Raw genomic sequence first — 13,747 nt, forward strand, 5'->3', positions numbered from 1 at the left:
TTGCGTTGCAGGGCATTGTCTTCAGGCCTTCAGCTTAGCGTCAGAGTATTGACACGGACTGTGCGGGCCGCTTTTTTGTGGCCGCAGCGAGCCCGATTCGGTATACGCACAAGGCTGTTGCTGCGCCGCCGCAAAATCGCGCAATACTGCACCCCGCCCCGAACTGCGGGGCCCACAGGACTTGTGCGCCTTCCTATAATCCCCTCCCTAGCTACCGAACAAGCGTCTCGCCCAAGGCCTATCAGCCGTAATCGGCGCTGTGACACGATGAACCGTCTCGCCGCTATCCTGCCGGCCAGCAATGTGCTGGTGAATGTGGACGCATCCAGCAAAAAGCGCGTTTTTGAGCAGGCAGGCCTGCTGTTTGAAAACAATCACGCGATCTCCCGAGCTTCGGTCACCGACAACCTGTTCGCCCGCGAGCGCCTGGGCTCGACCGGTCTGGGCCATGGCGTGGCCATCCCGCATGGCCGCATCAAGGGTCTGAAGAACCCGCTGGCCGCCGTGCTGCGTGTGCAGCAGGCCATCGGCTTTGACGCCCCAGACGATGAACCGGTCAGCCTCTTGATCTTTTTGCTGGTGCCCGAGGCGGCGACGCAGCGGCATCTGGAAATCCTGTCCGAGATCGCCGAGATGCTGTCCGACCGCGAACTGCGCGAACGCCTGAAGACCGAGACCGAGGCCAGTGCGGTGCACCGCCTGATCTCGGAATGGGAACCGCTGAAGTCCGTGGCCTGACGATTCGCCGACTTAGTGAAAGCCACCTCGATCAGCGCAGACCGGCTCTTTGAAGAGCACCGCGAGGCCCTGCGCTGGGAATGGATCGCCGGCCACGCCCACCCGGAACGCCGCTTCGACGAGGCCGCGCTGCGCGACGCGCAGTCCGCCGCCGACCTGGTCGGCTATCTGAACTACATCCATCCCTACCGGGTCCAGATCGTCGGCCGCCGTGAGGTGGCCTATCTGAGCCAGGCCTCGGGCGAGGTGCTGGACCGCCGCATCGCCCGCATCGTGACGCTGGAGCCGCCGGTCATCATCGTGGCCGACGACCAGCCGCCACCGGACCGACTGGTCGCGATGTGCGACCGCGCCGAGATCCCGCTGTTCGTGACCACCGAATCGGCCGGCCATGTGATCGACCTGGTGCGCGCCTATCTAGCCCATGTCTGCGCCAACCGCACGACCCGCCACGGCGTCTTCATGGACATCCTCGGCCTGGGCGTGCTCTTGACCGGCGAATCGGGCCTGGGCAAGAGCGAGCTGGGGCTGGAGCTGATCTCGCGCGGCCACGGCCTGGTGGCCGACGATGCGGTGGACTTCTTCCGCATCGCCCAGACCGCGATCGAGGGCCGCTGCCCCGAGCTGCTGATGAATCTGCTGGAGGTGCGCGGCATCGGCCTGCTGGACATCAAGGCCATCTTTGGCGAGACCGCAGTGCGCCGCAAGATGCGGCTCAAGCTGATCGTGCACCTGGTGCGCAAGGAAACGATGGAGCGCGATTTCGAGCGTCTGCCCTATGAGCCCCTGTACGAGGAGGTGCTGGGCATGCCGGTGCGCAAGGTGGTGATCGCGGTGGACGCCGGCCGCAATCTGGCCGTGCTGGTCGAGGCGGCGGTGCGCAACACGATCTTGCAGCTGCGCGGCATCGACACCTATCGCGAGTTCGTCGAACGCCACCAGCGCGCCATCGAGGGCGGGCAGAGCGACGACTGAGCGAGCCGCGCCTCAGCTGCGGTGGTGCGGGCAGTTCTTCTTGATGCAGGAGGCGTAAAGCGCCAGCGAATGCTCTTGCAGCTCGAAGCCGCGATCCTTGGCGATCGCGTGCTGGCGCTCCTCGATCTGGGGATCGAAGAACTCCTCGACCCGGCCGCAAGTCAGGCAGACCAGATGGTCATGGTGGTGGCCTTCGTTGAGCTCGAACACCGCCTTGCCAGACTCGAAATGATTGCGCGACAGCAGGCCGGCCTGCTCGAACTGGGTCAGCACCCGGTAGACCGTGGCCAGGCCGATATCGGCGCCCTCGGTCAGCAAGGCCTTGTAGACATCTTCGGCCGTCATATGGCGCTGCGCCGTCTTCTGGAAGATCTCCAGAATCTTGATACGGGGCAGCGTCGCCTTCAGGCCGCTGTTCTTGATCTCGTCGGTGCGGTTCATCGCTTCGGTGTGGGCCAGCCCGCCATGGGCCTGCCGCTAGAATGCGCCAATCATAGCCAGCTCCGGGCGACCAGCGCCCCCAGGCCTTAAAGAGATGCAAGCAATCTCTCGTCACGCCATTCCGCTCGCCCTGCTGAGCCTGCTGGCCGGCTGCGCCCAGCTGCCGTCCCTGCCCTCGCTGGATGTGCTCCCCTCGGTGGCCGGTGACAAGGTGCTGGGCCTGGTGACACCCTACCGCGTCGAGGTGGTGCAGGGCAATGTGCTGACCAAGGAGCAGGTGGCACGGGTCAAGCCGGGCATGAGCCGGGCCCAGGTGCGCGATCTGCTGGGCTCGCCGCTGCTGACCGACATCTTTCACGACAACCGCTGGGACTACGCCTTCTCGATTCGTCGCCAGGGCGCGCCGAACCAGTCCCGCCATCTGGTGGCCTGGTTTGACGGCGACCGCCTGAAGTCGCTGGATGTGCCCGAGGACCTGCCGGGCGAGAACGAGTTCATCGCCTCGATCAATACCTTCAAGCCCGGTCGGGCCGTGCCCAAGCTGGCGCTGACCGAGGACGAGCGCAAGGCGCTGCCGATCCCGCCCAAGCCCGAGGCCACCGCGATCGAGCCGGTCGGCCCGGTGCGCAGCTACCCGCCGCTGGAGCCGCGCTCGTGAGCCTGAAGATCGCGATTGCCGGCGCCTCCGGGCGCATGGGCCGCATGCTGATCGAGGCCGTCGTCAACGCCCCCGATTGCCGGCTCAGCGGCGCGCTGGACCGCGCCGACAGCCCGGCCCTGGGCCAGGACGCCAGCGCCTGGCTGGGCCAGGCCAGCGGCGCCCTGATCACGGCCGACCTGCGCCAGGGTCTGGCGGGCGCCGATGTGCTGATCGACTTCACCCGCCCCGAGGGCACGATGGCCCATCTGGCCCTGTGCCGCGAGCTGGGCATCAAGGCCGTGATTGGCACTACCGGTTTCAGCCCCGAGCAGAAGGCCGAGATCGGCGAGCACGCCCGCCATATCGGCATCATGATGGCGCCGAATATGAGCGTCGGGGTCAACGTGGTGCTGAAGCTGCTGGACCTGGCCGCGCGCTCGCTCAACGAGGGCTATGACATCGAGATCATCGAGGCCCACCACCGCCACAAGGTCGATGCCCCCAGCGGCACGGCGCTGGCGATGGGCGAGGTGGTGGCGGCCGCGCTCGGCCGTGACCTGAAGGACTGCGCGGTCTATGGCCGTGAGGGCGTGACGGGCGAGCGCGATCCCTCCACCATCGGTTTCGCCACCGTGCGCGGCGGCGACATCGTTGGCGACCACACGGTGCTGTTCGCCGGCATCGGCGAGCGCATCGAGGTCACGCACAAGTCCAGCAGCCGCGTCACCTATGCCCAGGGCAGCCTGCGCGCGGCGCGCTTCCTGGCCGCCAACGGGCCGGGCCTGTACGGCATGGATGATGTGCTGGGCCTGAAGCACTGATCATCCGCAGCCATGGGCGGTTTCGCGCATTTCTGGGAACTGGCCGACGGCGTCTCGCGCAGCGTGGCCCTGCTGCTCTTGCTGATGTCGATCAGCGCCTGGATCGTGATCCTCTGGAAGGGCTGGCTGCTGCGCCGCACGCGCCGCGACATGGCGCGCGCCGTGCCGGCCTTCTGGGCCGCCGCCCGCCTCGACGAAGGCCGGCTCGCGCTGCAGAACTTTGACCGCGAGCAGGTGCTGCTGCCCCTGCTCGACGCCGCGACGGCTGCCAGCCACGGCGGCACGCTGGAGGCCGCCGGCCGGCGCGAGTCGCAGCTGACACGGCGTCTGCGCGACGCGCTGCACCAGGTGCTGGCCCGGCTGCAATTCGGTCAGGTGCTGCTGGCCTCGATAGGCGCCACCGCCCCCTTTGTCGGCCTGTTCGGCACGGTCTGGGGCATCTACCACGCGCTGCTGAGCATCTCGGCCTCGGGCAATCTGTCGATCGACAAGGTCTCCGGCCCGGTCGGCGAGGCGCTGATCATGACCGCCGCCGGCCTGGCAGTCGCGATTCCGGCGGTGCTGGCCTACAACATCTACGGCAAGTTCGTCGGCGACTGCGAAGCCGAGCTCGAAGGCTTCGCCCACGATCTGCGCGAGCTGCTCGACCAGCCGGCCGACTGAGGCAGACCATCATGGCTTTCGGACGTCTGGAACGCCGCGACATGCCCAAGCCGATGGGCGAGATCAATATGACGCCGCTGATCGATGTGATGCTGGTGCTGCTGATCATCTTCATGATCAGCGCGCCGCTGATGACCTCCTCGCTGCGCCTGGACCTGCCGCAGAGCGAGGCCGCCACGCCGGGCGATGCACCGGCCTTCCTCAGCGTCGCGCTACAGGCCGATGGCAGCCTCTATCTCGGCGACGAGAAGCTGGCGCCGGCCCAGTTCCAGCAACGCATTGCGGCCCTGGCCAAGGACAGCCCCGGGATGGAAGTGCAGCTGCGCGCCGACAAGACCGCGCCCTACGGCAAGGTGGCCGAGCTGATCGGCTGGTGCCAGGCGGCAGGGCTGAACCGCATCGCCTTCGTCACGCAGACCGAGTAGCGGTTGGTGGGGCCGGCGGCCCTCCTACAATCGCGGCTTCCGCGCCCGATTGCCATCATGAACGAAAAGTACACCCCGTCCGAGGTCGAACAGGCCGCCCGCAGCCATTGGCAGGCCCGCGACGCCTATCGCGTCGTCGAAGACAACAGCCGCCCCAAGTTCTACGCCTGCTCGATGCTGCCCTACCCCAGCGGCAAGCTGCATATGGGCCATGTGCGCAACTACACGATCAACGATATGTTGACCCGTTCGCTGCGCATGAAGGGCTACAACGTGCTGATGCCGATGGGCTGGGACGCCTTCGGCCTGCCGGCCGAGAACGCCGCGATGAAGAACAAGGTGCCGCCCGCGAAGTGGACCTACGACAACATCGCCTACATGAAGTCCCAGATGCAGGCCATGGGTCTGGCGATCGACTGGTCGCGCGAAATCGCCACCTGCAAGCCCGATTACTACCAATGGAACCAGTGGCTGTTCCTGAAGATGCTGGAGGCCGGCATCGCCGAGCGCCGCACCCAGGTCGTCAACTGGGACCCGGTCGACCAGACCGTGCTGGCCAATGAGCAGGTGGTCGACGGCAAGGGCTGGCGCAGCGGCGCCGTGGTCGAGAAGCGCGAGATCCCCGGCTACTACCTGAACATCGTCAAGTACTCCGACGAGCTGCTGTCGGCCGTTGCCAATCCCGAGGACAAGAGCTATCTGCACGGATGGCCCGAGCGCGTGCGCCTGATGCAGGAAAACTGGATCGGCAAGAGCGAGGGCGTGCGTTTCGCTTTCCCGCACCAGATCAGCGGTGCCGACGGCGCATTGATCCAGGACGGCAGGCTCTATGTGTTCACGACCCGCGCCGACACCATCATGGGGGTTACGTTTTGTGCGGTCGCGCCCGAGCACCCGCTGGCCACCCATGCGGCCGCCGGCAATGCCGAGCTGGCCGCCTTCATCCATGAATGCAAGAGCGGCGGCAGCACCGAGGCCGAACTCGCCACGCAAGAGAAGAAGGGCAAGCCCACCGGCCTGTTCGTCACGCATCCGCTGACCGGCGCCCAGGTCGAGGTCTGGATCGGCAACTATGTGCTGATGAGCTATGGCGACGGCGCCGTGATGGGCGTGCCGGCGCATGACGAGCGCGATTTCGAGTTCGCTAAGAAATACGGTCTCGAGATAAAGCCTGTAGTGGCGCCGCGCAACCGATTCCGTGCTTCGATGGGGATTGGAAACTCTCTTTCGGGTGTAAAAACTGATCGACCGATCGTTGTCGACAAGGATTGGTACTCATTCGATGCATGGGACGAGTCCTACGGAACGAAAGATGGCTATTGCTACGACTCTGGCGATCTGAACGGGCTGGGTTACAAAGAGGCCGTAGACCGCGTCGCCGAGTTGCTCAACGGCCTGGGTGAGAAGAAGACCACCTGGCGTCTGCGCGACTGGGGCATCAGCCGCCAGCGCTACTGGGGCACGCCCATCCCCATCATCCACTGCGAGGACTGCGGCGCGGTGCCCGTCCCCGCCAAGGATCTGCCGGTCGTGCTGCCGGAAGACTGCATCCCGGACGGCAGCGGCAATCCGCTGAACAAGCGCGCCGACTTCCTGAACTGCGCCTGCCCGAAGTGCGGCAAGCCGGCGCAGCGCGAGACCGACACGATGGACACCTTCGTCGACTCGTCCTGGTACTTCATGCGCTATTGCGATGCGCAGAACAGCGAAGCCATGGTCGGCCAGGGCAGCGACTACTGGATGCCGATGGATCAGTACATCGGCGGCATCGAGCACGCGATCCTGCACCTGCTGTACGCGCGCTTCTGGACCAAGGTGATGCGCGATCTGGGCCTGGTCAAGATCGACGAACCCTTCACCAAGCTGCTGACCCAGGGCATGGTCTTGAAGGGCGCGTTCTCGCACAAGCCCGCCGATGCCGGCAAGAACTACTACTGGGAGCACGAGGTCGACGTGCAGACCAACGAGCACGGCCAGATCGTCGGTGGCACGCTGAAGGCCGACGGCACCCCGCTGGACTACGAGATGACGACCATGTCGAAGTCCAAGAACAACGGCGTCGACCCGCAGCAGCTGATCGACCAGTACGGCGCCGACACGGCCCGGCTGTTCGTGATGTTCGCCTCGCCGCCCGAGCAGACGCTGGAGTGGAACGATGCCGGCGTCGAGGGCGCGCACCGCTTCCTGAAGCGGGTCTGGGGCTTCGGCGCCAAGAATGCCGAGGCCATCAAGGCCGGCGGTCGCGACTTCGCGGCACTGAACGGCGACGGCAAGGCGTTGCGCCGCGAGGTGCATCTGGCGCTCAAGCAGGTCTCGTACGACTACGAGCGCATGCAGTACAACACCGTCGTCTCCGGCGCGATGAAGCTGCTGAACGCGCTGGAAGGCTTCAAGTCCCAGGGCCAGGACGCCGCCGTGCGCGAAGGCTTCTCGGTGCTCTTGCGCGTGCTCTACCCGGCCTGCCCGCATATCGCGCATGCGCTGTGGGTCGATCTCGGCTTTGCCGCCGAGCTGGGTGATCTGCTCGACACGGCCTGGCCGGTGGTCGACGAGGCCGCCCTGGTGCAGGACGAGATCGAGCTGATGCTGCAGGTCAACGGCAAGCTGCGCGGCAGCGTCAAGGTGGCGGCCGGCGCCGACAAGGCCGCGATCGAGGCGGCCGCGCTGGCCAACGAGGAGTGCATCAAGTTCAGCGAGGGCAAGCCGGCCAAGAAAGTCATCATCGTGCCCGGCCGCCTCGTCAACGTGGTGGTCTGAAGACCATGCTGCGCCGCACCGCCCTGCTCGGTTTGATGTCCGCTTCGGTGCTCGGCTGCGGCTTCGCGCCGCGCCGCGAACCCGAGCTGCAGTTCCGCACCCTGGGCCTGAAGGGCTTCGCGCCCGACTCGGCCCTGGCCGCCGAGCTGCGGCGCCAGCTGGGCCGCACCAAGGTCACGCTGCTGGCCGACTTCAACCGCGCCGAGGTGGTGCTGGAGGCGCAGCGCGATACGCGCGACCGCACGGTCGTCGTCTCGACCAGCGCCGGCCAGGTGCGCGAGTGGCAGCTGCAGCTGCAGCTCGACTATGTGCTGCGCACGCCGGCCGGCGAGATCCTGCAGCCGCTGACCGAGATGCGCCTGAGCCGCGAGATGAACTACACCGAGACCGCCGCGCTGGGCAAGGAGCAGGAAGAGGCCTGGCTGTACCGCTCGATGCAGTCCGATGCGGTGGCCCAGGTGATGCGCCGGCTGGCNGAACTACACCGAGACCGCCGCGCTGGGCAAGGAGCAGGAAGAGGCCTGGCTGTACCGCTCGATGCAGTCCGATGCGGTGGCCCAGGTGATGCGCCGGCTGGCCGCCATCCGCCTGCCCGGCTGAATCACAGCGACATGCAGATCCGCGCCGACGCCCTCGCCCCGCAGCTCGCCAAGGGCCTGAGGCCCATCTACACCGTGTTCGGTGACGAGCCGCTGCTGGCCCAGGAGGCCTGCGACGCGATCCGCGCCGCCGCGCGCGCGCAGGGCTATGGCGAACGCAAGGTCTTCACCGTGGCCGGCGCCTATTTCGACTGGGGCCCGGTGCTGGGCGCGGCCCAGGCGCTGAGCCTGTTTGCCGAGCGCCAGTTCATCGAGATCCGCATCCCCTCGGGCAAGCCCGGCAAGGACGGCTCCGAGGCCTTGCAGCGCTATTGCGAGCGCCTGCCCGAGGATGTCGTGACCCTGGTCAGCCTGCCGCGGCTGGACAAGACCCAGATGAACGGCGCCTGGTTCGGTGCGCTGGACGGCGCCGGCATCACGGTGCGGGTCGACCCGGTCGAGCGCCGCGCGCTGCCGCAATGGATCGCGCAGCGCCTAGCCGCCCAGGGCCAGCCGGTGCAGGACGGCGAGGAGGGCCAGCGCACGCTGTCCTTCTTTGCCGACCGCGTCGAGGGCAATCTGCTGGCCGCCCACCAGGAGCTGCAAAAGCTCGCGCTGCTGCATCCCAGGGGCGAGCTGAGCTTCGAGCAGATCGAGGCGGCCGTGCTGAACGTGGCCCGCTACGACGTCTTCAAGCTCAGCGAGGCGGTGCTGGGCGGCCAGCTGGGCCGGGTGCTGCGCATGCTGGACGGGCTGCAGGCCGAGGGCGAAGCGGCCGTGCTGGTGCACTGGGCGCTGGCCGAGGACATCCGCGCGCTCAAGCGCGTGCGCGAGGCGGTCGACGCCGGCAAGCCGCTGCCGATGGCGCTGCGCGAGGCCCGGGTCTGGGGCCCGAAGGAGCGCCTGTTCGAGCGCATCGTGCCCGGCATCAAGCCGCACAGCCTGGCCCCCTTGGTCGAGGCCGCGCAGGTCTGCGACGGCATCGTCAAGGGCCTGCGCCACCCGGGCTGGCCGCTGGACCCCTGGGCCGCCTTGCAGCGCCTGGCGCTGATGCTGGTCGAGGTGGCGGCGGCGCCGCGCGCGCCCAAGCTGGCGCTGCGACCCTGATGTAGCCGGCGCTGCGGCGGCATATACACGGTTTTGCGGCCGCAGCGCTGACGCCGACCGGGCGAAGCGGATAGAGTGTGTCAAGGTGTTTTCCCCTCGCCATGAAGCCTCCACGCGCCCTCCCGTCCGCTCTGCTGCTCACCTCCTTGATCGCCGGCCCCGCGCTGGCCCTGCCCTGGACCGTGCTGGTCCGGAGCACGGCCGGCGAGCCGCTGGCCGATGCGGTGGTGGCGGTCGAGCTGCGCGCCCAGACCAGCCGCGCCGCACCCGGTGCCAAGGCCGAGATGGCCCAGCGCGAGCGCCAGTTCCAGCCCCATGTGCTGGTGGTGCAGACCGGCACGGCGGTGAACTTTCCGAATTTCGACACGGTGCGCCACCATGTCTACTCCTTCTCGCCGGTCAAGACCTTTGACATCAAGCTCTACTCGGGCACGCCGGCCGAGCCGGTGCTGTTCGACAAGCCCGGCATCGCAACCCTGGGCTGCAATATCCACGACAAGATGAGCGCCCATATCGTCGTGGTCGACACGCCGCTGTTCGCCAAGACCGATGCCCAGGGCCTGCTGAAGCTGGACCTGCCGGCCGGTGAACACAATCTGAAGGTCTGGCATCCGCGCGTCGGCAGGCCGGTGCTGCTGGGCCAGCGCATCAGCGTGGCGGCGCCAGGCGGCCAGAGCCAGGTCAGCCTGAGCCTCGAATGAGCACGCTGCCGGCTTTCCTGAACCTGCGCCGGCTCGAGGGCCGCATCGTCGCGCTCTTCCTGGCCCTGCTGCTGGTGGTGCAGCTGGCCAGCTTTGCGGTGATACGCAGCAGCATCGAGCGCAATGCCAATGGCGCCATCGCCGCCGAGCTGAAGACCGGCGAGCGGGTGCTGCGCCGGCTGCTGGCCCAGGAGGCGGTGCGGCGCGGCGATGCGGCCGAGCTGCTGGCCAAGGACTATGGTTTCAAGGAAGCCATCGGCCTGCCGCTGGCCGAGGCCGGCACGGTCGAGACCATACGCGACGCACTCAGCAACCAGGGCGAGCGCATCGGCGCCAGCGTGGTCGTCTATGCCGACAACGAGCTGAAGCTGGTGGCCGCCACCCGCGAGGACGCCGGCCGTTTTCTCGGCCTGCTGCAGGCCAGGGTCAACAAGCCCGCGGCGGGCGATGCTATGCAGCTGGCCCTGCTGGACGGCCAGGCCTATCAGGTGGTGGTGGCCCAGGTGCGCACGCCGGCCCCGGTGGGCTGGGTGCTGATGGGCTTCGCGCTCGACGCCGCCGCGCTGCAGGACCTCAAAAGCCTGTCCGATCTGCGGGCGGTGGTCGTCATCAAGACCGGCACCGCCTGGCGACCGCTGGTCAGCAATTTCGACAGCGAGGCGGCCCGCAGCCTGGCCGGGCAGATCCCGGTGGCCGGCGAGCTGTTCGCGGCCGAGGTCGACGGGGAGCAGTGGCGCGGCCGTTTCGCGCCGCTGCTGGAGCCGCAGCAGGCCCTGGCCGTCGTGCTGCTGCGCTCCTTCGATGAAGCCATCGCTCCCTACCGGCAGCTGCAGCTGACCCTGCTGGCGCTGACCTTGATCGGCGTCGGCGTCTTCGCGCTCGGCGCGGTGCTGACGGCGCGGCGCATCAGCGGGCCGATCAAGACCCTGTCGGACTCGGCCGAGCGCCTGGGCCGTGGCGACTACGAGACGCCGGTGCGGCGCCACAGCAGCGACGAGGTCGGCGATCTGGCCGATGCCTTCGAGGCGATGCGCCAGGGCGTGCGCAGCCGCGACGAACAGGTGCACCGTCTGGCCTTCTGGGACCCGCTGACCGGCCTGCCCAACCGCGAGCAGTTCAGCCAGCAGCTGGCCACACGCCTGGCCCGCGACAACAGCCCCCGCGCCGTGCTGATGCTGGACTTAGACCGCTTCAAGCATGTCAACGATGTGCTGGGCCATGCCTTCGGCGACCGCCTGCTGTGCAGCGTCGCACAGCGGCTGCAGGCCCTGCATCGGGACAGCGGCGCGCTGCTGGCGCGCCTGGGCGGCGACGAGTTCGTGCTGCTGCTGGACGGTGCCGACCAGGCCGCCGCGCTGGCCGCCGCGGCCCGCATCCAGGCCGATTTCGAGGCGCCGCTGCATATCGATGACCAGACCGTCGACCTCGGTGCCGGCATCGGCATCGCGCTGGCGCCCGAGCACGGCCGCGAGGTCAGCCAGCTGCTGGCGCGCGCCGAGCTGGCCATGTATGCGGCCAAGCGGCGCCAGCATGGCAGCATGGTCTACGAGGCGGCGCTGGACGCCGGCAGCCAGGAATCGCTGTCGCTGCTGGGCGAGCTGCGCCGCGCCATCGAGGGCCAGGAACTGCGCCTGTATCTGCAGCCCAAGGTCGATCTGCGCGACGGCACCATCGTCAGCGCCGAGGCCCTGGTGCGCTGGCAGCATCCGGTGCGCGGCCTGGTGCCGCCGATGCAGTTCATCCCCTTTGCCGAGCAGACCGGCTTCATCCGTGCGCTGACCGCCTGGGTCATCGAGGAGTCGGCCCGCCTGACCCAGGAGGCGCGCCGGCGCGGCATGGCGGTGCGCATCAGCGTCAATCTGTCGACCCGCGACCTGATGGACCAGGAGCTGCCGGCCAAGATCATGAGCCTGCTGGCACGCCATGGTGCGGCGCCGGCCGATCTGTGCCTGGAGATCACCGAGAGCGCCATCATGGACGACCCGCAGCGCGCGCTGACGACGCTGGAGCGCCTGTCCGAGTTGGGATTCAAGCTCTCGATCGACGACTTCGGCACCGGCTACTCCTCGCTGGCCTATCTGAAGCGCCTGCCGGTCAACGAGCTGAAGATTGACAGCAGCTTCGTGATGGCGATGGAGCGCGACCTCGATGACGCCAAGATCGTGCGCTCCACCATCGAGCTGGCCCATAACCTGGGCCTGAGCGTGGTGGCCGAGGGCGTCGAGACCGGCAAGGCCTGGAAACTCTTGGCCGAGCTGGGCTGCGACGAGGGCCAGGGCTATTTCATCGGCCGCCCGGTGCCGGCCTCGCAGTTCATGGACTGGCTGCCAACCTGGCAGCCGCCCGACCTCAGCCACGAGTCACTGGACACGGTGATGGCCGGGCTGAACTAGGGCGCCACCAGCGGCAGCTCGATGATGAAGCGGCTGCCCTGCCCCGGTGCGCTGACCACGCTGAGCCGCCCGCCCAGCAGGCCATGCACGATGTGGTGGCAGATGCTCAGGCCCAGGCCGCTGCCGCCCTGGCCGAAGCGGGTCGAGAAAAAGGGCTCGAAAACGCGCAGCAGCACCGCCTCGCTCATGCCGCGGCCGTTGTCGGCCACCTCGATGCGGCAGCGGCCGCCGCTCAGCGCCTGGGCCCGCAGCACGATCTCGCCCGGCTGCTCGGGCTGCAGGCCATGCAGCAAGGCATTGCCGACCAGCACCTCCAGCGCCTGGCCCAGCGGCCCGGGATAGCTGTCGAGCTGCAGATCGGCGTCGAGCTGCAGCGCCAGCCGGTGGCCGGCACGCGCGATCTGCGGCGCCAGCGCATGCAGGGCCTGCTCGCACAGCAGGGAGAACGCGAAGCGGCGGCGCTGCTGGGTGTCGCGGTCCTGGGCCACCTGCTTGAAGTTGTCGACCAGCTGGGCCGCCCCCTGCATGCTGCGCTCGATCACCTGCAGGCCCTCCTGCGAGCTGCGGGTGTAGCTCTCGAGCTCGCTGCGCCGCAGCTGGCCCTGCTGCAGGCGCTGCGCCAGGGTCTGGGTGTGCTCCAGCAGGGTCGAGGCGGTCAGCAGGCTGTTGCCTATCGGCGTGTTCAGCTCATGGGCGACGCCGGCCACCAGCGCGCCCAGCGCCGCCAGCTTCTCCTGCGCCATCACCTGGCGCTGCAGCTCGGACAGGCGCAGATAGGCGCGCGCATTGTCCAGCGCAATCGCCGCATAGGCACTGAGGCTGCGCAGCACCAGTTGCTCGCGCTCGCCATAGGCCTGGCGGCGCGGCGACTGCACGGTGATCACGCCGGTGATGCGCTCGGCCACGCGCAGCGGCACGAACAGCAGGCTCTGCATCTGGCTGGTGCCCTCGATCTGGGCCGGCGCCGCCTCGGCCCCGTCAAGCAGCAGCTCGCGGCCCTCGCGCACGCACAGCGCGCAAAAGGACTGCGGGTCGGCCAGCGGGATCGGCGCGTCGGCAAAGCGCTCGCCGTCCTCGCGGCCATAAGCGCATTGCAGCTGCTCGCCGGCCTCGTCGAGCAGATAGACGGCCAGGCTGGGCGCATCGAGCAAGGCATGGACGCGCCGCTCCAGCACCTCGATGACGCGCTCGGTCTGCAGCTCGGCAGTGATCTCCTGGCCGATCTCACCCAGATGCTGCAGCACCTGGTGGGCACCCTGCAGGTCGGCAAAGCGCGCCGCCTCCGACGCGGCCAGGCGGCGCAGATGCTCGCTCTCGGCACGGGCCCGCTCGATCTGGTGGTGCGCATGCATCGCGCGCGAGCGCTGGCCGGCCTCCTCGCCATAGCGGCGCAGCCGGGCCTGGCTGGCACGGTGCGCGCAGCCAAAGGCCGCCTCGAAGCGGCCGGCCGCCGCGAAGGCCTGGGAGGCGCCGTCCAGCAGCTCGGGCGGCGTCGCATAACCGGCCAG

Annotated in this window: 12 protein-coding genes and 1 pseudogene; 11 read left to right on the forward strand and 2 right to left on the reverse strand. The window is 68.3% G+C overall.

The genetic code is table 11. The features are described from left to right. Positions 1 to 267: 267 nt before the first annotated feature. Both PO768_RS24435 and hprK read left to right on the forward strand, forming a co-directional pair. On the forward strand, positions 268 to 738 hold the full coding sequence (locus PO768_RS24435) for a PTS sugar transporter subunit IIA (RefSeq protein ID WP_137942680.1): 471 nt from the start codon (positions 268 to 270) through the stop codon (positions 736 to 738). Positions 739 to 753: 15 nt separating this feature from the next. Further along, the gene (hprK, locus tag PO768_RS24440; protein ID WP_272648116.1) at positions 754 to 1,713 is read left to right on the forward strand and encodes an HPr(Ser) kinase/phosphatase; all 960 of its coding nucleotides are present in this window, start codon (positions 754 to 756) and stop codon (positions 1,711 to 1,713) included. A 12-nt stretch (positions 1,714 to 1,725) separates the two neighbouring features. On the opposite strand, the gene fur is transcribed toward hprK, so the two are convergent. Continuing rightward, entirely contained in the window at positions 1,726 to 2,154 is a 429-nt protein-coding gene (gene fur / locus PO768_RS24445; protein WP_272648117.1) for a ferric iron uptake transcriptional regulator, read from the reverse strand. Between the two features lie 94 nt (positions 2,155 to 2,248). Between fur and PO768_RS24450 the strand changes: the two genes are divergently transcribed. From PO768_RS24450 to PO768_RS24490, 9 genes and pseudogenes are all read left to right on the forward strand, one after another. Continuing rightward, positions 2,249 to 2,812, forward strand: coding sequence for an outer membrane protein assembly factor BamE (locus PO768_RS24450; RefSeq protein ID WP_272648118.1), 564 nt, complete (start codon positions 2,249 to 2,251; stop codon positions 2,810 to 2,812). Continuing rightward, positions 2,809 to 3,615 carry a 4-hydroxy-tetrahydrodipicolinate reductase gene (dapB, locus tag PO768_RS24455; RefSeq protein WP_272648119.1) on the forward strand — a complete coding sequence of 269 codons (807 nt, stop codon included), beginning with the start codon at positions 2,809 to 2,811 and terminating at the stop codon, positions 3,613 to 3,615. The genes PO768_RS24450 and dapB overlap by 4 nt, the downstream gene beginning before the upstream one ends. A 12-nt stretch (positions 3,616 to 3,627) precedes the next feature. Beyond that, positions 3,628 to 4,278 (forward strand): MotA/TolQ/ExbB proton channel family protein, encoded by a 651-nt coding sequence (locus tag PO768_RS24460; protein WP_137942675.1) that lies wholly within the window; start codon positions 3,628 to 3,630, stop codon positions 4,276 to 4,278. An 11-nt stretch (positions 4,279 to 4,289) separates the two neighbouring features. Beyond that, a complete protein-coding gene (locus PO768_RS24465; protein ID WP_272648120.1) occupies positions 4,290 to 4,703 on the forward strand; it encodes an ExbD/TolR family protein in 414 nt (137 codons plus the stop codon). A gap of 57 nt (positions 4,704 to 4,760) precedes the next feature. Continuing rightward, positions 4,761 to 7,460: a leucine--tRNA ligase gene (gene leuS, locus PO768_RS24470; protein ID WP_272648121.1), complete on the forward strand. Its 2,700-nt coding sequence runs from the start codon at positions 4,761 to 4,763 to the stop codon at positions 7,458 to 7,460. A 35-nt stretch (positions 7,461 to 7,495) separates the two neighbouring features. After that, positions 7,496 to 7,921 (forward strand): annotated as a pseudogene (locus tag PO768_RS24475) (LPS-assembly lipoprotein LptE); the annotation flags it as partial. 150 nt (positions 7,922 to 8,071) lie between these two features. Beyond that, positions 8,072 to 9,145 (forward strand): DNA polymerase III subunit delta, encoded by a 1,074-nt coding sequence (gene holA, locus PO768_RS24480; RefSeq protein ID WP_137942671.1) that lies wholly within the window; start codon positions 8,072 to 8,074, stop codon positions 9,143 to 9,145. 101 nt (positions 9,146 to 9,246) lie between these two features. Next, the gene (locus tag PO768_RS24485) at positions 9,247 to 9,846 is read left to right on the forward strand and encodes a methylamine utilization protein (protein WP_272648122.1); all 600 of its coding nucleotides are present in this window, start codon (positions 9,247 to 9,249) and stop codon (positions 9,844 to 9,846) included. Next, entirely contained in the window at positions 9,843 to 12,239 is a 2,397-nt protein-coding gene (locus PO768_RS24490; protein WP_272648123.1) for a putative bifunctional diguanylate cyclase/phosphodiesterase, read from the forward strand. The genes PO768_RS24485 and PO768_RS24490 overlap by 4 nt, the downstream gene beginning before the upstream one ends. On the opposite strand, the gene PO768_RS24495 is transcribed toward PO768_RS24490, so the two are convergent. Continuing rightward, a partial coding sequence (locus PO768_RS24495; RefSeq protein WP_272648124.1) for a GAF domain-containing sensor histidine kinase occupies positions 12,236 to 13,747 on the reverse strand: 1,512 nt, incomplete at its 5' end. The two genes, PO768_RS24490 and PO768_RS24495, sit on opposite strands and share 4 nt — an antisense overlap.

Origin of the sequence: Paucibacter sp. XJ19-41, from assembly GCF_028462495.1 — a bacterium.
Taxonomy (GTDB): Bacteria; Pseudomonadota; Gammaproteobacteria; order Burkholderiales; family Burkholderiaceae_C; genus Roseateles_E.

Coding starts and splice junctions, on each gene's coding strand:
- PO768_RS24435 (WP_137942680.1), top strand. CDS start 268: ATGAACCGTCTCGCCGCTATCCTGCCGGCCAGCAATGTGCTGGTGAAT.
- fur (WP_272648117.1), bottom strand. CDS start 2,154: ATGAACCGCACCGACGAGATCAAGAACAGCGGCCTGAAGGCGACGCTG.
- PO768_RS24450 (WP_272648118.1), top strand. CDS start 2,249: ATGCAAGCAATCTCTCGTCACGCCATTCCGCTCGCCCTGCTGAGCCTG.
- PO768_RS24460 (WP_137942675.1), top strand. CDS start 3,628: ATGGGCGGTTTCGCGCATTTCTGGGAACTGGCCGACGGCGTCTCGCGC.
- PO768_RS24465 (WP_272648120.1), top strand. CDS start 4,290: ATGGCTTTCGGACGTCTGGAACGCCGCGACATGCCCAAGCCGATGGGC.
- leuS (WP_272648121.1), top strand. CDS start 4,761: ATGAACGAAAAGTACACCCCGTCCGAGGTCGAACAGGCCGCCCGCAGC.
- holA (WP_137942671.1), top strand. CDS start 8,072: ATGCAGATCCGCGCCGACGCCCTCGCCCCGCAGCTCGCCAAGGGCCTG.
- PO768_RS24485 (WP_272648122.1), top strand. CDS start 9,247: ATGAAGCCTCCACGCGCCCTCCCGTCCGCTCTGCTGCTCACCTCCTTG.
- PO768_RS24490 (WP_272648123.1), top strand. CDS start 9,843: ATGAGCACGCTGCCGGCTTTCCTGAACCTGCGCCGGCTCGAGGGCCGC.